21 protein-coding genes and 1 riboswitch are annotated in these 25,314 nt (G+C 48.5%); of the genes, 11 read left to right on the top strand and 10 right to left on the bottom strand.

Annotated elements, in window-relative coordinates; translation table 11 throughout:
• The first annotated feature begins 32 nt into the window (after nt 1-32).
• The 3 genes from CF168_RS05970 to CF168_RS05960 all read left to right on the top strand — a co-directional run bounded on the left by CF168_RS05970 (nt 33) and on the right by CF168_RS05960 (nt 2,355).
• Nucleotides 33-470, top strand: coding sequence for a nucleoside deaminase (locus CF168_RS05970; protein WP_089067293.1), 438 nt, complete (start codon nt 33-35; stop codon nt 468-470).
• A 144-nt stretch (nt 471-614) separates the two neighbouring features.
• The gene (locus CF168_RS05965) at nt 615-1,859 is read left to right on the top strand and encodes a DUF418 domain-containing protein (protein ID WP_167373578.1); all 1,245 of its coding nucleotides are present in this window, start codon (nt 615-617) and stop codon (nt 1,857-1,859) included.
• Entirely contained in the window at nt 1,837-2,355 is a 519-nt protein-coding gene (locus CF168_RS05960; RefSeq protein WP_206191658.1) for a DUF1294 domain-containing protein, read from the top strand. The genes CF168_RS05965 and CF168_RS05960 overlap by 23 nt, the downstream gene beginning before the upstream one ends.
• A gap of 8 nt (nt 2,356-2,363) precedes the next feature.
• Here CF168_RS05960 and CF168_RS05955 read toward each other — a convergent pair whose 3' ends face one another.
• Nucleotides 2,364-2,972, bottom strand: coding sequence for a TetR/AcrR family transcriptional regulator (locus CF168_RS05955; protein ID WP_089067292.1), 609 nt, complete (start codon nt 2,970-2,972; stop codon nt 2,364-2,366).
• Between the two features lie 248 nt (nt 2,973-3,220).
• Here CF168_RS05955 and CF168_RS05950 point away from each other — a divergent pair, with 248 nt between their 5' ends.
• On the top strand, nt 3,221-3,700 hold the full coding sequence (locus CF168_RS05950) for an HPP family protein (RefSeq protein ID WP_089067291.1): 480 nt from the start codon (nt 3,221-3,223) through the stop codon (nt 3,698-3,700).
• Between the two features lie 131 nt (nt 3,701-3,831).
• Here CF168_RS05950 and CF168_RS05945 read toward each other — a convergent pair whose 3' ends face one another.
• Complete coding sequence (locus CF168_RS05945; protein WP_089067290.1) at nt 3,832-5,160, bottom strand: short-chain fatty acid transporter; 1,329 nt, start codon at nt 5,158-5,160, stop codon at nt 3,832-3,834.
• A 220-nt stretch (nt 5,161-5,380) separates the two neighbouring features.
• Between CF168_RS05945 and CF168_RS05940 the strand changes: the two genes are divergently transcribed.
• Nucleotides 5,381-5,851 carry an FKBP-type peptidyl-prolyl cis-trans isomerase gene (locus tag CF168_RS05940; RefSeq protein ID WP_089067289.1) on the top strand — a complete coding sequence of 157 codons (471 nt, stop codon included), beginning with the start codon at nt 5,381-5,383 and terminating at the stop codon, nt 5,849-5,851.
• Between the two features lie 50 nt (nt 5,852-5,901).
• Here CF168_RS05940 and CF168_RS05935 read toward each other — a convergent pair.
• The 3 genes from CF168_RS05935 to CF168_RS05925 all read right to left on the bottom strand — a co-directional run bounded on the left by CF168_RS05935 (nt 5,902) and on the right by CF168_RS05925 (nt 11,301).
• Nucleotides 5,902-7,118 (bottom strand): IS3 family transposase gene (locus tag CF168_RS05935; RefSeq protein ID WP_089067288.1). Its coding sequence is split into 2 segments (ribosomal slippage): nt 5,902-6,770 and nt 6,770-7,118, totalling 1,218 coding nucleotides; the frame shifts between segments, so codons are not numbered across the junction.
• A 109-nt stretch (nt 7,119-7,227) separates the two neighbouring features.
• Entirely contained in the window at nt 7,228-9,834 is a 2,607-nt protein-coding gene (locus CF168_RS05930) for a glycosyl hydrolase family 18 protein (protein ID WP_089067287.1), read from the bottom strand.
• 108 nt (nt 9,835-9,942) lie between these two features.
• A riboswitch (cyclic di-GMP riboswitch) is annotated at nt 9,943-10,031 on the bottom strand.
• Between the two features lie 478 nt (nt 10,032-10,509).
• Nucleotides 10,510-11,301 (bottom strand): ROK family protein, encoded by a 792-nt coding sequence (locus CF168_RS05925; protein ID WP_086903330.1) that lies wholly within the window; start codon nt 11,299-11,301, stop codon nt 10,510-10,512.
• A 362-nt stretch (nt 11,302-11,663) separates the two neighbouring features.
• Between CF168_RS05925 and CF168_RS05920 the strand changes: the two genes are divergently transcribed.
• From CF168_RS05920 to CF168_RS05910, 3 genes are all read left to right on the top strand, one after another.
• Nucleotides 11,664-13,469: an aminopeptidase P family protein gene (locus CF168_RS05920; RefSeq protein ID WP_089067286.1), complete on the top strand. Its 1,806-nt coding sequence runs from the start codon at nt 11,664-11,666 to the stop codon at nt 13,467-13,469.
• A gap of 475 nt (nt 13,470-13,944) precedes the next feature.
• A complete protein-coding gene (locus tag CF168_RS05915; protein ID WP_089067285.1) occupies nt 13,945-15,513 on the top strand; it encodes a methyl-accepting chemotaxis protein in 1,569 nt (522 codons plus the stop codon).
• 307 nt (nt 15,514-15,820) lie between these two features.
• Nucleotides 15,821-17,122, top strand: coding sequence for a DEAD/DEAH box helicase (locus tag CF168_RS05910; RefSeq protein ID WP_089067284.1), 1,302 nt, complete (start codon nt 15,821-15,823; stop codon nt 17,120-17,122).
• Nucleotides 17,123-17,225: 103 nt separating this feature from the next.
• Here CF168_RS05910 and CF168_RS05905 read toward each other — a convergent pair whose 3' ends face one another.
• Entirely contained in the window at nt 17,226-18,521 is a 1,296-nt protein-coding gene (locus CF168_RS05905) for a DUF1254 domain-containing protein (protein WP_089067283.1), read from the bottom strand.
• A gap of 218 nt (nt 18,522-18,739) precedes the next feature.
• Entirely contained in the window at nt 18,740-19,630 is an 891-nt protein-coding gene (locus tag CF168_RS05900; protein ID WP_089067282.1) for a hypothetical protein, read from the bottom strand.
• Between the two features lie 360 nt (nt 19,631-19,990).
• Here CF168_RS05900 and CF168_RS05895 point away from each other — a divergent pair, with 360 nt between their 5' ends.
• From CF168_RS05895 to CF168_RS05885, 3 genes are all read left to right on the top strand, one after another.
• Complete coding sequence (locus CF168_RS05895; RefSeq protein ID WP_089067281.1) at nt 19,991-20,638, top strand: peroxiredoxin-like family protein; 648 nt, start codon at nt 19,991-19,993, stop codon at nt 20,636-20,638.
• Nucleotides 20,639-20,766: 128 nt separating this feature from the next.
• Complete coding sequence (locus tag CF168_RS05890; RefSeq protein WP_089067280.1) at nt 20,767-21,402, top strand: DUF2913 family protein; 636 nt, start codon at nt 20,767-20,769, stop codon at nt 21,400-21,402.
• A gap of 118 nt (nt 21,403-21,520) precedes the next feature.
• A complete protein-coding gene (locus CF168_RS05885) occupies nt 21,521-22,270 on the top strand; it encodes a transporter substrate-binding domain-containing protein (protein WP_089068912.1) in 750 nt (249 codons plus the stop codon).
• Nucleotides 22,271-22,369: 99 nt separating this feature from the next.
• Here CF168_RS05885 and CF168_RS05880 read toward each other — a convergent pair whose 3' ends face one another.
• The 3 genes from CF168_RS05880 to CF168_RS05870 form a co-directional block, all read right to left on the bottom strand.
• The gene (locus CF168_RS05880; protein WP_089068911.1) at nt 22,370-22,678 is read right to left on the bottom strand and encodes a ribbon-helix-helix domain-containing protein; all 309 of its coding nucleotides are present in this window, start codon (nt 22,676-22,678) and stop codon (nt 22,370-22,372) included.
• A 127-nt stretch (nt 22,679-22,805) separates the two neighbouring features.
• Complete coding sequence (locus CF168_RS05875; protein WP_089067279.1) at nt 22,806-23,366, bottom strand: DJ-1/PfpI family protein; 561 nt, start codon at nt 23,364-23,366, stop codon at nt 22,806-22,808.
• 155 nt (nt 23,367-23,521) lie between these two features.
• Nucleotides 23,522-25,300 (bottom strand): flotillin family protein, encoded by a 1,779-nt coding sequence (locus CF168_RS05870; RefSeq protein WP_089067278.1) that lies wholly within the window; start codon nt 25,298-25,300, stop codon nt 23,522-23,524.
• Nucleotides 25,301-25,314: the final 14 nt, after the last annotated feature.

The following is a 25,314-nucleotide window of genomic DNA, read 5'->3' as shown; positions in this document are numbered from 1 at the left end:
CTAAGCCAAACAACCTAAGACAGGGGAGCGAAATGGATGAATTTTTACAGGCCGCCATTGATGAGGCCAAACAAGGATTAGCCGAAGGCGGTATCCCCATTGGCTCAGTATTAGTGATCGACGGAAAAATTGTCGCCCGCGGCCATAACAAACGCGTGCAACAAGGCAGCGCCCTGCTGCACGCCGAAATGGATTGCCTCGAAAATGCCGGCAGACTAACCGCCGCCGATTATCAAAAGGCCACACTTTATTCGACTCTCTCCCCCTGCGATATGTGTAGTGGGGCAATATTACTCTACGGCATCCCTAAGGTGGTGGTCGGTGAAAATGTCACCTTTCAAGGGCCTGAAGCCTATGTGCAGTCCCGCGGAGTTGAGGTGACTGTGGTAGACAATCACGAGTGCAAACAGTTAATGCGCGATTTTATCGCCGCCAAGCCACAACTGTGGAACGAAGATATTGGCGAATAGCCAATATCTTTCAAAGCGGTTCACGCGCCTAACGCTTTATGTCGTTGAGTGTTCTTTGGTTTGAGCGCCTGTTAAGCTAGCGCCTTGTATTATCAACTCAATCTCGCCGAGCTGACTCGGTTTATTATCCCTAATAGCAAAAGGATGCCTGCTATCAAACCTATCACTCAAGCTGCCCAGGATCCTTGGGGAAATCCCGTCGATGCGACTCACACGCCCCATCAGCCTATCCCAACTGAACGTAATGCCAACCTCGATGCCATACGTGGGCTAGCGGTATTGGGAATATTTTTTATGAATATCTATTTTATGGGGATAAGCTTTTATGGCTATGCGCCCCATCAAATCCCATTACTCTCAGATCAAGTGCAAGAAGCCTTTAGCAATTTCTTTATTGAAGGGCGCTTTATCAGCTTGTTTTCCATCTTATTTGGCGTTGGGCTTTATATTCAATACCAACGATTTAGCGATAAAGGCTTAGCGGCCTATTCGCTGCTGCGCTCACGCTTGAAATGGTTGATTGTCTTTGGCCTGATCCACGGCATCATTATCTGGCCCGGTGATATTTTACTGACCTATGGGATCAGCGGTTTTTTAGCACTCTGCTACCGAGATGCCAGCATCGCCGAGTTAAAACGTAAGGCCAATATTTTTATTTTCAGTTCGTTAGTGGTTATCTGCTTAATCAGCATCATGGGCAGTGACGAACTCTTTACCCGCGAATCGCCCTTATTCGCCGAGCAATACAGCGCTTGGACAGCGAGTTACCCTAATCAACTGCTGCTGCATGTCATGCAGGTCGGCTACATGGCGCTGGTCATTCCCTTCACGCTAATGTGGTTCACGGGTGGGTTGATGCTGCTCGGTATGGCGCTCTATCGCCAGGGTAGCTTCAAGCAGGGATTTGAGCGAAACACCTTAATCAAGCTGGTTTTAGCCAGCTTAGTACTCTCAGCGCTAGATACCCTGCTGGGATTAACTCAAAACCCAATACTGGTGATGTTTTCGGACATCATAGTCATGCTAAGCGCTATCCCTACCGCACTGATTTACATCCATATACTGGTTAAAATCTGCCAAAATCGCTCGGCGGTGCTAAAGCCTTTGCAAAATGTCGGCAAACTCGCCTTTAGCCTGTATATATTGCAATCCATTGTCGGTGTGTTTATCTTTCGACACTTTGCCCCCGAGTTACTATTAACCCTCGACAGGGGCGGTTATATGGCGATAGCGCTGGGTTACTCGCTGCTACAATTGCTACTGGCAAGCTTGTATTTACGCTACTTTCACCAAGGGCCACTCGAAAAACTCTGGCGCCAGCTCGCCTTTAAGTCCATCAACGCTAGTAGCCATTTGAACTCGAACAATGAACAACAAAAGAGCCAATAAAACGCCGTCCGCTCCAGTACATGAACGACGAGCGACTCAACAAAGAGTTAATCAGCGAAAAGCAACTCAAAGTAGAGTGACTCAATCTAGAGCCACAGAATCAAGAGCCGCTAAGCCCAGAGCCGCGCGCTCGCGTCAGAGTTCGATACCTTTGTTATTAGCGCTGGTTTTTCTGGCGATGCTAATCGGCGCAGCTTGGTGGCATATGCTGCCCATCGCGATTGTGGGTTTATACCTGCTGCTGAGTTTATGCACCTTTATCGCCTACGCCTTCGACAAATCGGCGGCGCGTAAAGGCCGCTGGCGCACCAAGGAAAGCACCCTGCATCTAATGTCTCTCCTCGGTGGTTGGCCCGGCGCAATGTTTGCCCAGCAGCTACTACGGCATAAATCGGTCAAAGCCGCCTTTCGCCAACTGTTTTGGCTCACGGTCGTCACCAACTTAGCCATACTGGGTTATGGGATCCAAACGGGTTTCATGGATAGATTGATTTAACAGTCACCCTAATTCGTTTCTATTTCAATCAATTGCTCGATAGCTTTTAACGCTTGCATGGCAGCACCTGTGTCGCCGCGCAGCTGCGCCGACACTATAGCACCTTCCTTCAATAGGCATAGGGTATCGACAAGGTAAGCCGCTTTGGCCTCGGACAAGCCCAAGGCCGCCACTTGCTGACCGATTAAATCTGCCACCCGCTGTTTATGCTCGGCGCACAAACGATGCACTGGATGGCTGGCATTGGTAAATTCGGCACTCACATTGATAAAAAAACAGCCCCGAAACTCACACAGCTGCGGCACTCTTTGATTAAACCAATCATCGAGCGCCATAAATAACGCGCGGATCCCCGCCTTACCCATTTCGACCGCCAGGACTCGCTCGCTTATCCATTGATAAAACACTTGGTCGCGGTACAGGACCACGGCTTCGACCAACTCATCCTTACTGGCAAAATGATGGTACAAGGTTTTTTTGGCAATCGCCGACTCCTGCAAAATCTGGTTAATGCCGACCCCATGTACGCTCTGAAAATAAAACAGTTTAAATGCCGTGCTGATGAGCTGTTGACGCTTATCTAAGGGCATATCTGACAAAACTTCGGGTTGCGGCATATCGCCTTCCTCTGCAATTAGGATTTAAACGTATCTTCTCACAGGTAGACAACTCAGTCTACTCATGCGATGATATCAAGTAGACAGATTGGTCTACCTATTAAAGATTCAACACAATTAAGTGCAACGCGGCCACTGGGATGGAGTCAACGGGCAACCCAACACTGCCATCAAGCTGAAGCCATTGATATTCAGCACATAACCCACTGCCCTTGCGCGATAGCCAAGTTGGGCTCAAAGGACACATAATGAAAGTGATAAGCCAACAGCAATTAAAACCGGCACTGCTCGCAGGCATAGGTGCCATGTTATGTATCAGTGCCTTAGCAAGCTTGGAGCAAATGAGTTCGCACCTGTTGTGGCTGATGGCACCCTTTGGCGCCACTATGGTGATTTTATTTGCCCTTCCCGATAGCCCATTGGCGCAGCCAAGAAACATTGTCTGCGGCCACCTACTGACCAGTCTGATGGGACTTATCATCCTCCACAGTGTGGGCGTCTCGCCGCTGAGTTTAGGGTTGGCCGTAGGAGCGGGAATCGCATTGATGATGCTGACCCACACAGTGCATCCTCCTGCTGGAGCAAACCCGCTAGTTATTATGCTGACCGCGCAAGAGTGGGACTTTTTATATTCGCCGGTCGCCAGTGGTCTAGTGCTGATCCTATCCTTTGGCTGGCTGTATCATAATATGCTGTGTCGACGCCCCTATCCGCAGAAATGGTTTTAAGCTGCGTCAAAACACTAAAACCTTAACGTGTTAACACATTCAGGCGTGAAGTGGCTAAAAAAGAGAATAAAGAACAGGATAAAAATAAAGGGCAAGTTGATTGCCCTTTATCAAAACTGCTCACTTTGATCTTAAAACCAGCTGAGGGCGATACTGATAATCCCCCCGGTGATCAGCAACTGCATTAAACAGAATCCCATGATATCCCTCGCCTTTAATCCGGCGATTGCCAGCACTGGCAGCGCCCAGAAAGGCTGAATAAGATTGGTCCACGCATCACCCCAAGCCACTGCCGTAGCAACACGTGCAACATCGGCGCCCAAGGCTTCGGCCGCAGGCAACATAATCGGCGCCTGCACCGCCCATTGTCCGCCCCCCGAAGGCACGAAAATATTCACAATCCCTGCACTGATAAAGCTCCAAAATGGCAGACTTTCGGCGCTGGCGATGGCCACAAAACCTTCGGAAATACTCTGGGCTAACCCCGATTGCACCATCACCGCCATAATGCCGGCGTAAAAAGGAAACTGGATGACGATACCCGCGCCGCCTTTAATGGCCTCGTTGAGACTCAGTAATAAACTGCGTGGCGTTTGATGTAGCACTATGGCGAGGAATAAAAATAAGAAATTGACTAGGTTAAGGTTTAAGCTGCCGTCCTGCACCGCAAAGTAATAGCCTAAGTAAACGAGTCCCGCGCCGCCGACACTCCAACCGAGCAAGCGACTGTTTTCTAATTTATCCGCAGGGCGAGTCGTATTGGCCGTTAACTGTACCGCTTTATCGTCTGCGCCCCCATCCTCCAGCGCCTTAGGATCAACATAAATGCAGTCTTTATCTTCTGGCAACATAAAGCGGTTCACCAGTGGCATCACCACAAACAAAATAAGTACTAACAGCAGGTTAAAGCTAGCGAAGATGGTCTCGCTGGTGGGGATAATACCGATTTGTGATTCTGAGAAATGCCCAGCAGTGGCAATAGTTAACGGAATCGAGCCCGCTAAGCCGCCATGCCAAACCACAAATCCCGAGTAAGCACTGGCGACCAATAAACGGTAATCCACACGCACTTTACGCGCTAAGGCCTTAGCGAATAAGGCGCCGACCACTAAGCCAAATCCCCAGTTAATCCAACTGGCGGCGAGGGAAACCAAGGTCACTAAGATAATGGCCTGAGGCGCCGACTTGGCAAATCCTGCGATGCCATCGAGTAATTTCTTAATCGGTGGCGAGCTGGCGAGCATAAATCCCGCCACCAGCACTAATAGCATCTGCATCGAAAAACTCAGCAGCGCCCAAAAGCCATCGCCCCAGTAATTGATGACTTCGAGTGGGGTTTTCTGCTCGGCTACCACGGCCGAAATCAGCACCACTAAGGTTAAGAGCAAGACAAAGATATAAGGATCGGGTAAATATCGGTCGACGAGCTTGACCAGAGGTTTTGCCGCTTTGGTTAACATAAGACTGTCCTTGTTTATTCTTCTTATCTGTTTTTATTGAGTTTTTGTAGAGTCTAATGTCACAGGTTAAGCGATCTCTAAAACGGGATAAAGCCTTTAACCATTTTAAAAAGTGAGAAAATGTAACGCGAATCATCCAACACCGCGCCCAGCCGAGGCGCTAGCCACTTCGGCTAAAAAACTGATAACATGACCAAAATTGACTGAGGTGCTCCTTAAAATGAAAATGTTACTTGCCGTTGTTGTGATTGCTGGGGTGATTTTTTACTTCTTTACCTCGATGAATAACCAAAAAGCGGCCCAAGAAAATATCCGTTTAGGTAATGAGTTTTTAGCGCAAAACAAAACCCAAGAAGGGGTGAAAACCACCGCCTCTGGATTGCAATATCAAGTGTTACAGCAAGGCTCTGGCACAGTTCATCCTAAGGCGAGTGATACAGTGACTGTGCATTACCACGGCACCTTAATTGATGGCACTGTGTTCGATAGCTCGGTAGAGCGCGGCGAACCCATTGCCTTCCCATTAAATCGTGTTATTCCAGGTTGGACTGAAGGCGTGCAACTGATGGTCGAGGGCGACAAGTATCGCTTCTTTATTCCTAGCGAACTGGCCTATGGCAACCGCAGCACTGGCAAAATTGGCGGCGGTTCGGTACTGATTTTTGATGTTGAGCTGCTGAAGATAAATTAATCTTATGCTGTATTTGTCTCGTCCTGAAATAAGTTGACACTTATTTCCACCTAAAACGCTCGATGAACCTCATCGGGCGTTTTGTATTTTAAGGCCAAATGTGGCCGCCGTTGATTATAGATGGCTACCGCTTCTGTCACCATTTGTCGCGCCTCCTCCAGCGTTGCGGGCTTATGTGTTAAAAACTCCTGCTTCAAGATGCCATTCACTCGCTCTGCTAAGGCATTTTGATAGCAGTCATATCCGTCTGTCATTGAGCATGTCACGCCATGTTGTGCGTGAACCGCTTGATACGCGTTTGAGCAGTACTGTATCCCTCGGTCTGAGTGGTGTATCAGCGGTTTACTTTTATCTTGTCGCTGCTTCAGCGCCCGTTTGTAGGCCGTTAGCACCCCGTCTGTTTTAAGATTATCATCAACATGATAGCCCACGATTTTTCGTGACCAGGCATCGGTCACCAAGCTTAAATAGGCTTCATTATCTTGCAGTGGCAGATAGGTAATATCCGCCACCCAGACTTGCTCTGAGCGGCTGATGTCTACTTGCTGCTCGCTGGGCTTAAGCAAGTTGGGATGACACCTAAATCGATGATGGCTATGGGTCGTTTTATGGTACGCCCGCTTAGGCGTGACCAACAAACGATGCGCCCTAAGACAGCGAAATAACCGGTCTCGTCCTATCACTATTTGATGCATTTTGTTGAGTAAATACTGCAGTTTACGCGTACCGACTCGCGGTTGAAGTAGCCGTTCATATTGTACCATTTGCACCACCTGTTGCTCCCTTTGCTCCCATTCTGTTTGCCGCTGGCATTGTTGATAATACGCCTGGCGACTGATGCCAAGGTAACGACAGCATTGGGTGACGCCATAACCTATGGCCGTTTTTTCTTGGAGCGTTTCGCGGGTGGCTTTTTTACGACGGATATCCCGTAGTCAGTTCTGAGTTTTTCGACAATGGCTTCGAAGAACGCCGCTTTCATGCGGGTATCTTCCAGTTCGGCTTCGAGGGCTTTTATCTTTTGCTCGGGGGTGAGCGTGGTGGGTTCAGTCATCAACTGTCCTCGCATTGATGTTGGCGGCGTCCCTAGGGACCAATCCAGTTTGCCATGCTTGCGTAACCACACTAACACGGTGGAGCAACCTTGAATACCGTACTTGTCTTGCGCCTGCTTATAGGTCAGCTCGCCTTTTTCCACTTGGTCGACAACCGCCAATTTAAAAGCGAGGGAATAATCGCGTTGAGTTCGTTTAATTGTTGAAGTCATTACACTCTCCAAAATGAGTTTGAAAAGTGTCAACGCTATTTAGGACGGGTCAATTCCTTAATAAAAAGCCCTGCATTCGCAGGGCTTTTTTGTCTTTAACCCCTACATACTAAGGGCAAGACGCTGCGCCAATATCCGTCCATACTGAAGCGACACCGGGGACATCACCCTTAGTCCAGTATTTGGCTTGCCACTGACGACCGTTATAGCTAGTCGTTGCTCCGCCGTTGTAGGCAACGCCCGCATCCCAGCCTAACTCAACCTGACTCAACAATTGCCATTGGTCGGCGGTTCTTGAAGGTGTGTTACCTTGAGTCCAGTATTTAGCCTTCCAAACCAGTTGGTTATAACTCACTGTATCACCTGTGTTGTAAATGCTTGTCGCATTCCAAGCGGGATAGTTGGCCGCATTGGGGTCAGTTGCGTCACATTGACCGCCCGTCGCCTTAGGCGTCACGGTTAAGGTCAAGGCAGCACTGGCATCTAAGGCGCCATCGGAGACTAATACACTCAAACTGTATTGGGTCGATTGAGTAACAGCTGGCGCCGTCACCACCAATGTGGCAGTGTTTTGTCCACTCGCCGCTACGCCGCTTGGCACTGTCCATGCGTAGGTGAGGCTGTCGCCATCGGCATCGGTCGCCGTCGCATTGATGCTCACCGATTGCCCCGCTTCAAGCGTTACAGTCGCAGGCACAGTCACCACTGGCGCTTGGTTTGCCGTCTCGGCCTTATGGGTGAGAGTCACAGTGTCGGTTGAAGATAATCCCTCAGGATCTGTGACTCGCAGGCTAAACACATACACCACATCCGACGCCGCCCCGCTCAGTTGCACCATAGCATTGGCCATATCCGCATTACTGATACTTAAGCTTGGGCCAGAGACTTGGCTCCATTGATAACTCAAGGCGCCGTTTTCAGGATCCCGCGACGCGCTGCCGTTTAGCGTGACATCCGCTGTACCTGTTACCGTGATATCCGCTCCCGCGTTGGCAATCGGCGCTTTATTCGCTGGTGGCGTTGTGCCCTCGCCATGACCTAGACCTTCGTGCATGGCATTGAGAATGTCGCCATTATCGGCATCAATTTCCCAGGCGAACAGACCACCGAGCTGATTGGCCAGCACGTATTGACCCTTGGCTTTAACAGAACGAGCATCGTCGAAGGTAATTAAATCACCCGTAGATGCATTAAACACCGATGGTGCTTCAGCGGTTTCATCATAGGCATAGCTCCAACCTGCGCCCATATAATCCTTGGCGATCTGGCGATAATCCACTACGCCCGCTTCCCAAGTGCCCTTCACTTTGCCCGTTGCAGTGCCCGTGAAAGGATTGTTACCGCTATAGCCATTGACCCCAGTCCAGCCGCGGCCGTACATCGCTGCGCCGACCACAATCTTACCCGGGGTCACCCCTTGAGAGAGCAGGGCTTTTACGCCTTTGTCCGTGGTGTAACGGGTATTAGGATCCCAGCTCGCCTCATAGAGATTGGTTTGATGTCCAAGCTCTGTATTGGTCCAGCCGCCGTTAAAGTCGTAACTCATCAGGAAGATGTAATCCATATATTGCTGCGCCGCCTGATAATCGACCTTAGCAATCTTATCGCCACCCGCACTGATGGCCGACGTCAGCTCATAGGTGCGTCCGGTTTCGGCGCTGAGCTCATCGAGCATCGCCCGCAGTTCACGCATCAGGGTGACATAGGTTTGTCCGTCGTTGGCATTACCTAAGCTTGGGTTAGCACCACTGCCGCCGGGGAATTCCCAGTCGATATCGACACCATCGAAGAACTTCCAGGTCTGTAAAAATTCCTTCACTGAGGCGACAAAGGTATCGCGCTTGGTTTTATCCCCTAAAAAGTAGAAGGGATCGGAGAGCGTCCAGCCACCAACGGAGGGGAGGATCTTCAGATCGGGATAGGCTTGTTTTAACGCCATCAATTGACCAAAGTTGCCTTTGTAGGGATCGGAATACTCACTCACCCCCGCCTGCGGCATTTGTACCGCTGCCCAAGGGTCGTGGATCGCCACTTTAAAATCAGCACGGCCAGCACAGGCGCGCTGCAATGCCTCAAAGCTGCCTTCGATTTCCTTTAAGCTGTCATTGATGCCATTGCCGCCACAAATCGGTGTAAAGCCATATAAAATATGGGTTAAGTTTTGTGCTGGGATCTTATCGACGGGGAACTTACGCCCATAAACACCCCACTCCACAAAGTAACTTCCCACCACTTTGCCGGATTTATTCGCATAGGGACGATTGTTTTCTTTCAAAGGCGCATTGAGTGGCAGTAAATGACTGCCATCGGTATCGGCGACTAAGATTTCCCTCGCATCACTGGCGCTGCAACCTTCGTTATTACAAAGCTGCACGCGCATTTGATAGCGCCCGCCCTTATTGACCTTGAAATTGGCCGTACCCGCCGCACTCGATGGACCTTCCCATGCTACATTTCCATTGAGTAACACCTGCGCCTTATTGCCGATATCGCCGTTATATAAGTTCCACGTCACCGACACATCGGCGGCATCTTTAACCGTCACTAATTGGTTATAGGCTGAGGCAGCTTGATTCACCTCGATAATGGCAAACTTGGTTTCCCCCCAACCTAAAGTCGGTTTACCGGGGAGCGCCGCAAAGGCTTGAAAACTGGCAGCGGATGCCAGCACAGAGGCCACCAGCATCGCCGAGGTGGAGATTTGAGTCTTAAACATGAGATTTCCCTATTGAGTAAGTTATGCATCAATAAGGCAAACAAAGCGTAGACAGGAAACAACACTCTTAAAACCATGTGCGTACAACGGCAGCATGAAGAAACAACCTGTGGTATCCCCGCTATCATAGGTACAAACGAACCCTTAGACCGGAGGCTTTGCGTCCCAATCTTTCAATTGGTTTGCCTTTTTCACTAATGACAACGTTGTCATTGCGTTAATTAGCATATGCCGCTATAGCGTTAAATTGCAACTAAATATTAACAAACGGGCCGTTGTACCGATTATCAACGCAGTATTGGCTTTAAAGAAAAGTAAAACCATTGAGTGCAAAAAATAAGCAATGAATTGTATTTAAAAGGATTGCTTAAGCTATGGCTCCTATCATCGACTCGTATCGCCAATAGGGAAGACAATAAAAATAAATCGAAAGTCTTAAGAAAGCGGTTTGCAAGACGCAACTTGATAACTCGTGCAAACAAAAATGCGGTCATCGAACGAGGTGATATGCAGAGTGCACTGCAAACACACAAATCCGATGGCCGCATGCTGTTGTTCTCGACCCAAAAGAAACCAATATCTGAACCAATATCAGCGTCAGTAAGCCAAGATTAATAGCCTGAACGAACTTATCACACCTCAATCTTGGTCTATCCGCACCTCAATCGAAAACCGTTAGGCGGCGTCCTTCGAGTAATCCCTAGCCAAGATCACCGATAAGCCACGACAGACTAAGGTCTCCATATCATCGACACGATTAATCTTCATTTCGGCTAACGGTGCACTGAGAGCCATGCGTCTTAAACTATCCAGACAACCCTTGTAGTACGGCGCGCTGTTCATCATGCCGCCCGCTAACCAAATCCGATTAGGATTAAACAGATTGACCGCCCACGCTAACCCCATTCCCAGATAAGTGCCGGCGAGATATAAATCATCGGCGGTGGAAATCTTACGGCTGCGGATAGAATCGCCGCTGGCGAGCTGCTCGAGACTAAACTCCCCCGCCTCCGTCATCACTCGGCAATGCCCAAGCTCCCCCGCCACTCCCGTAGCCCCCGTAAAAGCCTTGCCGCTCAACGCGATCGACATGCCAATCCCAGTGCCACACATGACTAACAACTCACAGGCATATTTTTCATCACAGGTTGCCTGCATACCGGCGTCGATATCATTGCAGATAAACTTAAGTTCACCTTGGGTTTTCAAGGTTTCAAAGCTTAGCCCATTGAGACCGGGCAGCGATTTACAGGACACCAAACGATTCTGTTGTACGAGTCCTGGTACAGCGATCGCTAAATGGTAGTGCTGTAAATCATAATCCCGTTCCAGCGCCGCGATTTGATCATTTAAATCTTCAATTTTAAAGCCTTCACCCGTGGGGATTTTATATTGTTCTGTATGCCCCTTGAGTTGAAGTTCAAACAGGGCTTTGCTACCGCCCACGTCTATTGTTAATGTTTGCATCGCCAACTCCACTGATACATGTGCTCCCCTCTGACCCCGAGCGGAGATGGCGAATGTTAGCATAATGGGTAAATATTAGCGATTGAATAAAACTTAAGTAGCTAATTTGTAAGAATTAGTCGGAAGAACTGAGTGATAAAGATAACATTTCAATTTGGAAATTAGTCTAAGATCACAACCCTTGTTACTGCAAAGTGATGCCGAAAAAACAAAATTGTATACAAAATCCTTTATTCCATCCCCTTGCATCTTAGCCGTTGAGCTTGCGATAATCGCCGCCAATTCGCATCCTTTTCGCCAGCATTACGCATTATAATTTTGGCTGCCTACGTCAGCCGCCAATGCCAATATTTGGAGCCCCTATGTCATTATCATCCCAACAGCCTAATAAGATTGCTAACCGTCTTGCCGCCATTCGTAGTGAACTCACCAGTGCCAATTTAGATGCCTTTATCATCCCGCGCGCGGACGAGTACTTAGGCGAATATGTGCCTGAGCATAACGAGCGTCTGTACTGGGCAACGGATTTTACTGGCTCAGCGGGCATGGCCATTGTCTTAAAGGACAAAGCAGCCATCTTTACCGATGGTCGTTACACGGTGCAAGTGCGTCTGCAAGTGGATGCAAATCTCTTTAGTTATGAAAGCCTAACTGACACACCGCAAATCGAATGGCTATGCGATACGCTTGCCGCTGGTTCACGTGTAGGCTTCGATGCCCGTTTACACACCTTAGCTTGGTTTGAAAACGCCAAAGCGACGTTAGCAAAAGCCCAAATTGAATTGGTTGCCGTCGAACAGAATCCGATTGATAAGCACTGGCAAAATCGACCTGCACCGTCGAGCGCAGCTATCACGTTATTTAGTAATGAGAGCGCGGGTAAAACCAGCCTGCAAAAACGCACCGAGATTGGCGCACTAGTCAAAAAAGCCGGCGCCGATGTCGCGCTGATCGCCGCTTTAGACTCCTTCTGCTGGCTGCTCAATATCCGTGGTAATGACGTGCCGCGTCTGCCTGTCGTGCTCGGCTGCGCGCTACTTCACGCCAATGGCGATATGCAACTGTTTACCGATTTAAGCAAACTCCCTGAAGGCATTGAGGAACACGTTGGAGCGGGTGTGAGCTTTAAGAGCGAAGCTTCGCTTGCCGATACCTTGGCAAGCTTACAGGGCGTGAAACTGCTCGCCGATCCAAACTCTGCCAACGCTTGGGCACAAAATATTGCCCGCGATGCAGGCGCCAAGTTAATTGCCGGAATTGACCCGGTCTCCCTGCCTAAGGCACAGAAAAATGCCGCCGAATTAGCGGGCATGCGCGCCAGCCATATCCGCGATGGTGTGGCCGTGAGCCGTTTCCTCGCTTGGCTCGATGCCGAGGTCGCGGCCAATCGTCTGCACGATGAAGCAACCCTCGCCGACAAATTAGAAAGTTTCCGCCTCGAAGATCCACAGTATCGCGAGCCAAGTTTCGATACCATTTCCGCCGCTGGCGCCAATGCGGCCATGTGCCACTACAACCATAACAATGGCACGCCAGCCATGATGACGATGGACAGCATTTACCTTGTGGATTCTGGCGCTCAGTATCTGGACGGCACCACGGATGTCACCCGTACTATAGCCATTGGTAACGTGACCGATGAACAGAAAAAAATGGTCACCTTGGTATTAAAAGGCCATATCGCCTTAGATCAGGCTCGCTATCCGAAAGGCACGACAGGGCAGCAACTCGATGCCTTCGCCCGTCAATATCTGTGGCAACATGGCTTTGATTACGACCACGGCACAGGCCACGGCGTTGGTCATTTCCTCAGCGTGCACGAAGGTCCGCAGCGCATCGGTAAAAACCTCAATGCCATCGCCTTAGTGCCAGGCATGGTGTTATCCAACGAGCCAGGGTATTACCGCGCCGACAGTTTCGGGATCCGCTTAGAAAACCTAGTGGTAGTGCAACACTGCGAAGCCTTAAAGGGCGCAGAGCGTGAAATGTATGAATTCGATGCCTTAACGCTGATCCCAATGGATGCTCGCCTTATCGATAAGAGCCTGTTAACCCAAGGCGAAATCGACTGGTTTAATGCTTACCATCAGAAAGTGTTTAACACCTTATCGCCATTAATGTCGGGCAGTGAGCTTGAGTGGCTGACAAAGGCAACAAAAGCCATCTAACATTAAGTGGTAACAAACACTAAAGCCCAAGCCAATGCTTGGGCTTTTTATTGAGAGTCTCTTCAAGACCCGTTCCACCAATGATGTTACTGTTCTGACAAGCTAAATCACGACATTAGTCCAATAGTCGGGCTGATGTTTTTCACCTAAGCTCCTACCACTATTTAGGCAAATGAATCTATAACAGCTTTAGCCCAGCATAAGCTAAAAACTGACCTTATACAAAACTCTGAAATTTGCTTTTAAACAGGATAAACACTCGTTTGAAAGCGAATTAAAAATGCAATATTTGCAGAAACTTACAAAATTTAAAAATCATTACTTTTGTTGCGGGTAAAGCGAAAAACCGCTCTCCAATAACCACACAAAAATGATACCATTATCACATAATAAGCCGACTCCAATGAGAGCTGGCACCTGTTTTACCAGTTACATTTACCCAAAAAGTCGTATCGGCCCTGAATGGACACACTAAATGAGCCAGAGTAACCCTAGCCGCAGTAACACCAGTCAACTCCACAGTAACGCACAAGAAGTCCGCCTCACACCACAAGACGAATTGATTTCCACAACAGATACCCGTGGGATCATTACCTATGTTAATCAACGTTTTGCCGAGGTGTCGGGTTACAGTGCCGAAGAGTTAATCGGCCAACCCCACAACAAAGTGCGCCACCCAGATATGCCCAGCGCCGCCTTCAAAGAAATGTGGGAAAAGCTGAAATCCGGCCAATCCTGGCGAGGCATAGTCAAAAACCGCTGTAAGAATGGCGGTTTCTATTGGGTCGATGCCTTTGTCTCTCCGCTGTTTGAGAATGGAACTATCATCGGCTATCAGTCGGTGCGTATCCAGCCGCAGGCAGCCTATGTCAACAAAGCCACGGACATATACCGCAGACTAGTGCAAAACAAACCCATACCTAAGCCGCTGAGTTTGATGCAAAAACGATTTGTGTCAGCCGTTGTGGCCACTACAGGGTTACTGATTGCTGGTTACTTTTGGGGTTGGGGCGTGATTTTCGCTGGGGCGATTTTAATGAGCCTCAATCTGGCAATTTTCTACGATGAAGCCTTCCGCATTCCAGCCAAATTGATTGAAATGCAAGAGAAATATGACTCAATCAGTCGCTACATCTACTCGGGCGCCGACACTTCATCGATTCTCGATTTCCAATTGATCCTATTGCAAGCCAAGATGAACGGCGTGCTTGGCCGCACCCAAGATCAGGCCCACCACTTACATGCGATTGCCGATCAGCTGGTGGTGACGACAGAACAAACCTATGTCAGCCTAGATCAAGAGAAAAACCAGCTAGAGCAACTCGCCAGCGCGATGGAAGAAATGAGCTCAACCATTGCCGAAGTCGCACAAAATACCCAACTGACCTCGACCAGCATCAACACCGCCTACGATCTCTGCTTAAAAAGCAGCGCCAATATGAAGGCCAACACCCAAAAAGTTGAGCAATTAGCCAAATCCGTGGCCGATGCCGCCAATAATGCCCATCAACTCAATAAAGAAGCCGAACGGGTGGCCAGTGCCATGGGCGAGATTGACTCGATTGCCGAGCAGACTAACTTACTCGCGCTCAACGCCGCGATTGAGGCGGCTCGAGCAGGCGAGCAAGGCCGCGGGTTTGCGGTGGTTGCCGACGAAGTACGCGCGCTGTCGAGCCGTACCCAATTATCGACCAACAGTATTTCCCAGAGCGTCGACAAGATGTTCAGCATGCTAAATGCCTGGGCGAAGGAGATGGAGCAAAGTCGGCAACATGCCGAGCTCTGTGCTAACGATATTCAAACCTCCGCCGAAAACGTCAACACCATTTACCAAGAGGTGAGTGAGATCCACACCTTTGCCCAGCAAAACGCGGTGGCCGCCGATCAACAGCGTCAAGTGGTGCATGAAATCACTAACAACATTCACTCCATCACCCAAACCAGCAGCGAAAACCTCGCGGCAACCCATCAAATTGGTGATGCAGCCAATCACCTCAAGCAAAACGCCGAAAAGGCACTCGGCCTGCGCCGCGCCTTTGGTTAACATGCCTATCGCACCATTGTCTATGTAGGCAATGGTGCGAGACGCTCTCCTCAGCCTTTCCAACGCCTTTATCCATATCAAAACCTACTAACACTGCGTCATAAAAGCCCAAAAGGTTAAAAAGTACAGGTTTTAACCGAAAATTTTGCTATACTCCGCGCCCGCCATTTTTATGCTCACCGTGCAGTAAAATACTGGATGGGGAAATGCATAACCAAGCGCATGATGGTTTGACTCGGGTGTTAAAGTGATTGCATTCGAGTCAAGGCATTTGAGTGATTGAATAAGTGAACAACAGGAATCCAAAATGAGATTTGAATCTTTTAGTTTTTGCCCCGAGATTTTACGCGCTATCTCAGATTGCGGTTATCAAAAAATGACACCTATTCAGCAGCAAGCGATCCCCGCCATCCGCCGCGGACAAGATGTGCTCGCCAGCGCGCAAACGGGCACAGGTAAAACGGCGGCATTCGCATTACCTATACTGCAAAAGATGGCAGAAAATCCCAGCGAGACCTTAAAATCGAACGCGCGGGTATTAATCTTAACGCCGACTCGCGAGCTCGCAGCTCAAGTCGCCGACAATGTTGAAGCCTACAGCAAGTATTTAAATTTCAGCGTGTTAACCATTTACGGCGGTGTAAAGGTTGAGACTCAGGCGCAAAAACTTAAACGTGGTGCCGATATTATTGTCGCGACGCCAGGGCGTTTGCTCGAGCACCTTACCGCCTGTAATTTAAGTCTCTCTAGCATCGACTTTTTAGTGCTCGATGAAGCCGACCGTATGTTAGACATGGGCTTTAATGCGGATATTCAAAAAATCCTCCAAGCGGTGAATAAGAAGCGTCAAAACCTATTGTTCTCGGCCACCTTCTCCAGCGCGGTGAAAAAACTGGCCAACGAGATGATGGTCAAGCCTCAAGTCATCAGCGCCGATAAGCAAAACACCACCGCAGATACCGTGAGCCAAGTGGTGTATCCGGTTGAGCAGCGCCGTAAGCGCGAACTCTTATCCGAACTGATTGGTAAAAAGAACTGGCAACAAGTGTTGGTCTTTACCGCGACGCGCGATGCGGCCGACACCTTAGTGAAAGAATTGAATTTAGACGGCATTCCCTCTGAAGTCGTCCACGGTGAAAAGGCGCAAGGTAGCCGTCGCCGCGCATTGCGTGAGTTTATGTCGGGTAAGGTACGCGTCTTAGTCGCGACCGAAGTCGCCGCCCGTGGCTTAGACATTCCAAGCCTTGAGTATGTGGTCAACTTCGACTTACCCTTCCTCGCCGAAGACTATGTGCACCGTATTGGCCGTACCGGCCGCGCGGGTAAATCTGGGGTCGCGATTTCATTTGTGAGCCGTGAAGAAGAGCGTACCTTAGCGGATATTGAAAAGCTTATCGGCCAAAAAATTCGTCGTATTACCGTTCCTGGATACGAAGTTGGTAGCCGCGACTTGCTGTTAAAGCAGCTACAAACCCGCCGCAGTTTTGCCAAGAAACAACAGCGACTCGACAACGTCAGCGAGCAGATCATTGCCGAAAAAAGCATGCAGGGCCGCCGCGTAAAAATGAAAGTTGGCCAAGCCCCAAGCAAGGCAAAAAAGCTGAAATAAACAACTGACATAGGCAACTAAACCTCACCAAGGTGTCTAGTCATAAAAAGCAAAAAAGCGTCGCAAGGGACGCTTTTTTATTGAGCCAATAATGGGCTTAAAATTACTTAACAACTTGAATTTTAGGGAACGGATATTTTCCCTCTTGGATGTCTTTATTCGGGCCGTACATCCGCATAATGATGTAAGCGTCCTTCTCCGGGATAGGCAACCAATTACTGTTACTCTCATCCCCCTTAGCACTCAGTTCAATGGTATACATACCATTGGCATCGGGTTTAAGGTTGCGATCACCACGGCTATGACGATTAATTGCGTTGTGTGCCATCAAGCGGTTATCTGAACCATAAACCGTAAATGACCAGAATTGACTCACCTCTGGTGCTTTAAAATGCATCACGTATTTTTTGCCATTTGAACCATTGAGAGATTTACCGTCATCGCCCTTTTCCTCCTTCAGATAAACGGACTCATCGGGTGGCAATCCCCACTGACCAAGATAAGTGCCTTCGGCGAAAAGGTCACGAGCACCATCACTCAACTGCTCACGAGTACCTAATAACTTACCCGCATTGGTCATTTTAGGCGCTAAATCAATAATGTGTTTCATACCTAACTTTTCGCCGACCTTAGCGGCAGCAATTTGGGCGGCCGTGAAGTCTTCCTTACAAGGGGCCAGACCAATATCCTTAAACTGGGCCAACCATTGCTTATCTGCAGTCCCCATATCACCATCGCAGAGCATATAATTGACCCTTTGCAACCAATTAGTCTTCTCTGGAGCGAGGTAGGTACGCACCTTAGGTTTAGGACCTGCCACACCAAGATAGGCAGACAAAGTACGGATATTCCAATCATCCATATAATTTAACGCGATTTTCTCATCCTCTTTGCCAACGGCCATAATACGCCCCATCAGCTTGATCAGATTCGAATCCACATAAATCACTTCGTCTACACTCGCGGGGACATCCCCCTTCCATGAGCGGGCTGCAAACATAAAGCGCCCACCTTCATTCCCCCTCAGACGAGAACCAATCATAGAGGTTGTGTAATGGCCCATATCCATCGTATGGAGGATCCAATAGCGTCCTTTATCCATATCGGGCACGCTTACGATCACAGGTTCGCTCGCCACATCCAACCATCCCATTAAGTGCAGGGTATCGTTGTTAATTGTGGGATGCGCGGTGTAAGTATCATCGGCAATATGGCGAATATTTTGGAAACGATTTAGCGGAGTATCGGTTTTAACTGCTGTTTCGTAGAAAAACTTATAGGCTTTATCTATAGAATAACCATAAATAAATGCATCCTGTGCATTTTTATCCGAAATAGATTGTGCAAAAACAACTTGGCTCGTCATGATTGCGGCGAGGGAGAACAGTACTTTCTTCATCAACAACTCCTTGTATAGATTGAAAATAGCCAAAAACCCAAACTCATCGTTCAACATCAATAGTGCAGTGTTCTACCGATAAAGATGCCAACAAATATGAGTACATAGGACTCGTGATTCATCCTAAAGCCATTTATGCTCGACCACAAGATTGAATAAGTTGCTCAATTGACAACTCAACTCCAACCGGGTGCTTAACACCCAACATGGCTCAGGCTCTAGGATATAAACAGGCCAAATAACTGTTTAAGTCTTTGCTCATCAATGGGATTTTCGCCGCGCCAGCCCGCAAGCGGTAAGATGATGTCAGAGCGAATACTGCCCGGATATTTGATATTGCAGATCGCTTCAAATGGCGTAAATGCCTCATAAAGCGGCGCAACATAGGGATTTGGCATAATGCCAAGCTCTGCTAACACCATCAGTTGGCCACGGAAACTGTACTGATTAAATTTGGGGATAATCTTGGCTTTCTTCACCCTTTGCTCGAGTTTTCCGGGTGTTTCATCTAAAGGAGCCTGACGGATAGCCTCAATTAACGCACTGAAGATGGCCACATCCTCTACACTGGGTTTACATGGCGATAGCGTACAAAATTCTTGTAATTCTATGAGGTTGTGCGCCCAGCGCTCGTTCCACACACTGCCAGCGTAACAGGAAAAGATTTTTTGCCCCTGCTCAATCCAGTTAACGCGCTTGATGGAACACACAGGACAAATGTCACTATCGGTTGCCATCGAATGTTCTGGTAGCGCCTTAGCAAACAAATAACTGAGAATGGGTTGACGACCGCGAGGGAAGCTTGAAAAACCACATAAATAGGCCGCCAGTACATTTTCGAGGGAAAGATTCGGCTGCTTTAGTATCGCTTTATAGCCGAGCACCACATCATCATGACTCTGGTTAACTCGGTCGTTGACCGGATAGCCACTCTGTTCAATCAATGCGATTTCGGCATCAGTTAGGCCTTGATAGGAGTAGAGATAAGTTCCCGTATCGACATCAAACACATCGCCATTATCGATTCTTTGTTGATAACCATGCTCGTCTTTGCGGTACGACTTTTTAACATAGACTTTCTTTAATGCGTTAAATAATCCCTTATCCATTTACGGCTTTCCTATTGAAAAAATTACCAAATATTACTTCTGCCTTTCAAGGCTGTGGCAATATTACCACTTTCGCGTTCGGCGCCCCACCTTAGTTCACTTGATTAGCGGACTCGATTAGCTCACTCAATTAGCCCACATTATCGGCTCACACCATTGACTCATATGAGACTAAAACGAGCTCTTGGGTGATTGAGCAACATTGCTTTAAAAACACCATGAAATCTGGATACACACTGCAATAAATTGCTGCATTCGCCGTTCTTATAACAGTCTTCCCCATTCACGCCCCAACAAGCGTACAAACCAGAGCCAATCGCTTGAATTGATAGAATTACCCATAACAAAGAGAGATTACTTATGCCGTCCCTACTACAGCGCTTTTTACTGACCACCAGCCTACTGCTTGGCAGTTTTACCACGCTAGCTCAACCTATCGCTAAGGATGAATATTCGGTTAGCCCACTGCTCAATGGCGAACAAATTCCCGCAATTACCTTACAAGATATGAATGGCCAAGGCGTTGACTTAGCAAAATTAACCGCACAAAAACCAACCATTTTCTTCTTTTACCGTGGCGGCTGGTGCCCCTTTTGCAACAACCAAATGGGGCAACTAAAAGCCATCGAACCTAAACTTATCGACATGGGCTTTCAACTGGTGGGGATTTCCCCTGATACGCCAGCACAGTTAAAGGCATCGGCCGCTAAAAACGAGCTTAAATACCAGCTACTTTCCGATGAAAAAATGCAGGCATCGCAAGCCTTTGGTCTTGCCTTTTACACTAGCAAACAAGTCACAGATACTTATTTGAGTCGCTTAAAACTGGATAACCCACTGTGGACAACGCCCGAAGGCGATAAGCGCTTAGTTCTGCCTGTTCCGGCAATTTATATCGCTGACACTCAAGGATTAATCCATTTCCAATATGTGAATCCCAACTATAAGGTGAGACCCGCACCTAAGTTGATTCTGACCGCCGCCAGCCTAGTCGGAGCACCAGAATAATCCATCCCCCGTCCAAACAGCCGCTAAGAATCGTTATCGCTTTAGCGGCTGCTTTGCTAAACTAGCTTGGCCGCAATCGATACTACACGTTCCATTAGATCAATCCTTTAGCCCGCGGCGGAGCCACAATGAATTCTCAAACCTATAACCAAGCCGTACTCGAACTCGCCCGCGCGGGTCTTGCCGATTTAACCGCCTCAGCCCAAGCTAAAAAAGCCCAACGCACACCTGCGCAGGAGAGTCATTTTCTGTGTAACTGGATGGTTGAGGCGCTCAAAGAAAAGCGTTTCTCGAAACTGGTGGCCGACGATCTCACGGCATGGATCCGTATGGCGCGCAGCCAAGGTGCTGGCGCCGAACTTAAGCGGTTATTGGAAAAAATTGTTCATCAATATCAGAGCGTTGAAAACTCGCACGTGGAGTTAGGTACAGCATTAAACGCTATGATTGCCGAGTTAACTCAGCTCGAATGGCTAGTGTTTACTGACACCGAAATTAACACCAAACTCAAGCTGGATGCCGATGGCCAATCGAGCTTAGTAATTGATATAAAAGAGTTTACACAACACATCCAAGCTAATCAGCTCATCAAGCCTATCAACTTGTATGTTCGCGCCGATGAGCAGCTGTTGACTCAAATCGCCCTCTCCCATGGCTTGCTGATAAGCCAAGGCAATAAAAAGACCAGCCTGATTAAGCACCATAAAACCTATCAAATTTACCCGCACAATCAGCTGCCGGCCTTGTGCCAACTCTTGGCTTAAGCCTAAAAAGCTGCTTGAATAGGGAAACTGCGCTACGGATAACAAATTTTTCACAATGGCTAGGTAAGATGTAGCGCAGTCACCGCGAAGCTCGTTCAACCAAGGAGTGAAGGACAAGATAGGTAAAGGAAGTATTCTCTATCGTTGGCGAGCGCACGCCGTGTTATTACTTCTGTTGTTTACTCCCCCCTCCTTTGCCCAATTACTCAAGTACAACATCACCGGCTCCTATTCTTGGTATCCCTATTTTATTGCTAACCAACCCGAAGCCCCCGGCATGGTGTCTGAGTTAATCCCACTGATTTTATCCTTAGCCAATATCGAGGGCGAAAACCTGTCCTTACCACCCAAACGGACGAACAACGCCCTTGAAACCGGCCAGTTAGACTTTGATGTAGTCAGCCCAAGTTGGTTTGCGCATCAAGACTTTGGCCCCTTGTTCGTTAAATCCGATCCCATTATGCCCATCACAGAATACGTGGTGACCAGACCCGAGAATGTCGAATCCTTTAAGGAAGTCGCTGAAATTAAAGGTAAGCAAATCGGTACCGTCAGGGGATATTTGTACCACGACGACAAAGAGTTTATCCGTGTCGATTTTACCTCGGAACAAGAGCTGATTAAGGCATTGGATAAACACCGCATCACGGCCATTATCGCGGGTAACTATCCCGCCTTATATTGGTCGAACAAGCTTAAGATCCCCGTTGGATTGGCCGCAGTGCATTCCGATGGCGTATTGGTGTTAAGGCTACGTAAGGAGCATGCCGATCTACTGCCCGCACTCAATCACGCGATAGCACAGCTAAAAGCCGATGGAAAAGTGGAACAGATTATCCAGAAATACACCCAAGCCTTTGCCAGCTAAACCGATAAAAGCGCATGTATTCAAGTGCTCACCAGAAAATAGCTCTGCAATAACGCGGCAAGCTTTGTATTTTGCAAACAGCAAAGATGAAATGGATACTTAAGAGGATGTCGCGTTTAGCGCAACCTTAGGTTTTAACACCAAACGCTGCCCCTGATTCAGATGGGTGGTACAGGCGACCCGCAATAAAGAAGCAAAGTTAGCCACTTCGCCCTGTCGAGTTAACACCTCTCGGTAAATTCGGGTTAAAAACACCGCCACACTCAGCTCGGCATCTTCGGCAATCTCTTCAATAATCTGCCAAAAAATCGCCTCGAGCCGCACGCTCGTCACGACACCATCGATTCGAATGGAGCGGGTTTTGAGTTCAAACAGTTCGGGTTCGGCACCGGAATAGATTTCACACACAACATTACTCCCCAAGCAGCTATTGCGCTTAGCTCCAGCCATTGCGTCATGCTTAAGTCCCAAGTGAATACTTAACTTAAGCCTCTACCTGAACTGTTATGCCATAAATAATGCTAGATGAATATCGTTAATTCAGTAACTTGTTAAACTGCGCCAACCATGCAGGATGCGCAGGCCATGCGGGCGCAGTGACTAACTTGCCATCGGTGATTGCCGCAGTCACTTCAATATCACAGTACTCGGCGCCCGCTTGTTTCACTTCGGGCGCGCAAGCTGGATAGGCAGACACTTTCTTACCGCGTACCACATCGGCCGCCGTCAGTAGCTGCGCGCCATGGCAAATGGCCGCAATGGGTTTATCTTGGGCGGCAAATTCAGCCACCAAGGCAATCACCGCAGGGTTTAGGCGTAAATACTCAGGTGCACGACCACCGGGAAGCAGCAGCGCATCAAAATCACTGGCGTTGGTACCGACAAAATTGCCATTTAGGGCAAATAAGTGCCCTGGTTTTTCGGTATAGGTTTGGTCGCCTTCAAAGTCATGGATTGCCGTTTTAATGGTTTGTCCCGCCACTTTATCAGGGCAGACAACCGTTACGCTGTGCCCCACCATTTGCAGGGCTTGGAACGGTACCATTAACTCATAATCTTCAACAAAATCACCGGCGATGATCAAAATATTGGCCATGAGAAACTCCTTTTATTTGATAAGGGAAAACGCAACATCGGATTTCACTCTACTCCGACCATTAAATTTAGGGTAATAGTGGAATACTACAAATTGGCTCAGCGGTTTCAGGCATAAAAAAGCGCCCGCAGGCGCTTTAATCTAAACCATTAATATCAATTACTTATCTTTGGTTCTATCACTGTATGTTGCTGGCTATAACCATTTAATCCGCTATTGGCCGACTTCACGACATTTAAGGCTTCGGTGGTTAAGGCATTATTTCCATTGAGTAAATCATTTAACGTGCCAGACTCCGATTGCACTAAGCCTAACTCTCGCAGCATAGCATCCACCACGGGCGCATTGGCGCGGTAGTTTAACGCGGCGCTGGTGACTTGCTCGGCGATACCGCCTTGATGTGCAACTGCGCCATCGGCTCCCGATGCCAGTTGATTACCGGCGCCATAACCTTGAAGGATCTTAATACCTTCGATATTTTCCAGCGGTTTAACCGCCTGCGCGACAATCTCAGGCAGTGCTTTTAAGATAGCGAGGGATTTTTGCAGCGCAATCTGCTCATCACGCAGCACGTTTTCGGCTTCATACAGAGCTTGTTTACCCGCCGCTTCAACGGCATAGACCTTCTCGTCGGCCTCGGCTTGCAGTTTCTTGGCATCGGCACTGGCGCGAGCTTCAATCAGAATTGCGCTCGATCTGTCTTCGGCGGCACGTTTTTCCGCCTCGGCTTGTACTGTCACGCCTACCGCATCGCGCTCCGCTTCTTTGCGCGCATCGATCACTTCAATCTCTTTACGACGATTCGCCTCAGCCACTTGGCGCACCGTAATAACCGCTTCTTCTTTCTCTACCTTGGTTTTTTCCGCTTCGGCGGCGCGGGCACGGGCGGCAGACTCTTCTTCCGACTTCGCGGCTACCGCGATGTGTTTTTCCTGCTCGGCAACTTCGATATCACGTTGCTGTTGAATACGGGCCTGTTCGATAGATTTGCGCTTTTCAATCTCGCGGGTTTCGATGTCTTTAGTCTTTTCGATTTGAGCAGTTTCGATTGCGCGCTCTTTGGCAATCTCAGCTTCACGTTCTTCACGGGACTTGTTTTCTTTTTGCTTAATAATTTCCGCTTTCTGCTCGGCACGCTTAAATTCGAGTGACTGCTGCTGCACCAGACGCGCTTCTTCTTCGGCCTTTTCAATCTCCAGCGATTCTTTTTCAGCCTCTAGGTTACGCTGCTCTATCTTGATGCGGTTTTCCTGCTGAATATCGTTGGTCTCTTTACGTTTTTCTTCGATGATCTTGGCTAAACGCGCACGACCTTCGGCGTCGAATGCGTTATTTTCATTAAAGAATTGCAGATCAGTCTGGTCAAAACCCGTTAACGAAACGGATTCGAGTTCTAGCCCGTTTTTCTCGAGATCGTTGGCGACGTTATTCTGTACCCGCTGGACGAAATCGGCGCGCTGCTCGTGCATTTCTGTCATGGTCATTTCCGCGGCGACCGCACGTAACACGTCAACAAACTTAGATTCCATCAGTTTTTTCAGCTCTTCCACACGCGTGGTACGGGTACCTAAGGTTTGTGCCGCCATTGAAATGCCTTCGGCATTGGGCGCCACACGCAGATAGAAGTCGGCCTTCACATCGACACGCATTCTATCCTTAGTGATCAGCGCATCTTTTTGGGTTTTCTCCACTTCGATACGCAGGGTATTCATATTTACGGCTATGGTTTCATGCAGCACGGGTAAGACGATTGCGCCACCGTCCTTAATAATTTTTTCACCACCAAAACCCGTACGTACAAAGGCCATTTCCTTCGTCGCACGTTTATATAATTTGGCAAAAATCAGACCAATCACAATCAGGCCAACCAATACCATTCCGGCAACTAACAACACGAAGTTGCTCGAACTGGTTACATCATTTAACACATCCATTTGCTTTCCTTTTT

Origin of the sequence: Shewanella bicestrii, assembly GCF_002216875.1 — a bacterium.
In the GTDB taxonomy this organism is placed as follows: Bacteria; Pseudomonadota; Gammaproteobacteria; order Enterobacterales; family Shewanellaceae; genus Shewanella; species Shewanella seohaensis.
This window is presented reverse-complemented; position numbering and strand designations above follow the sequence as displayed.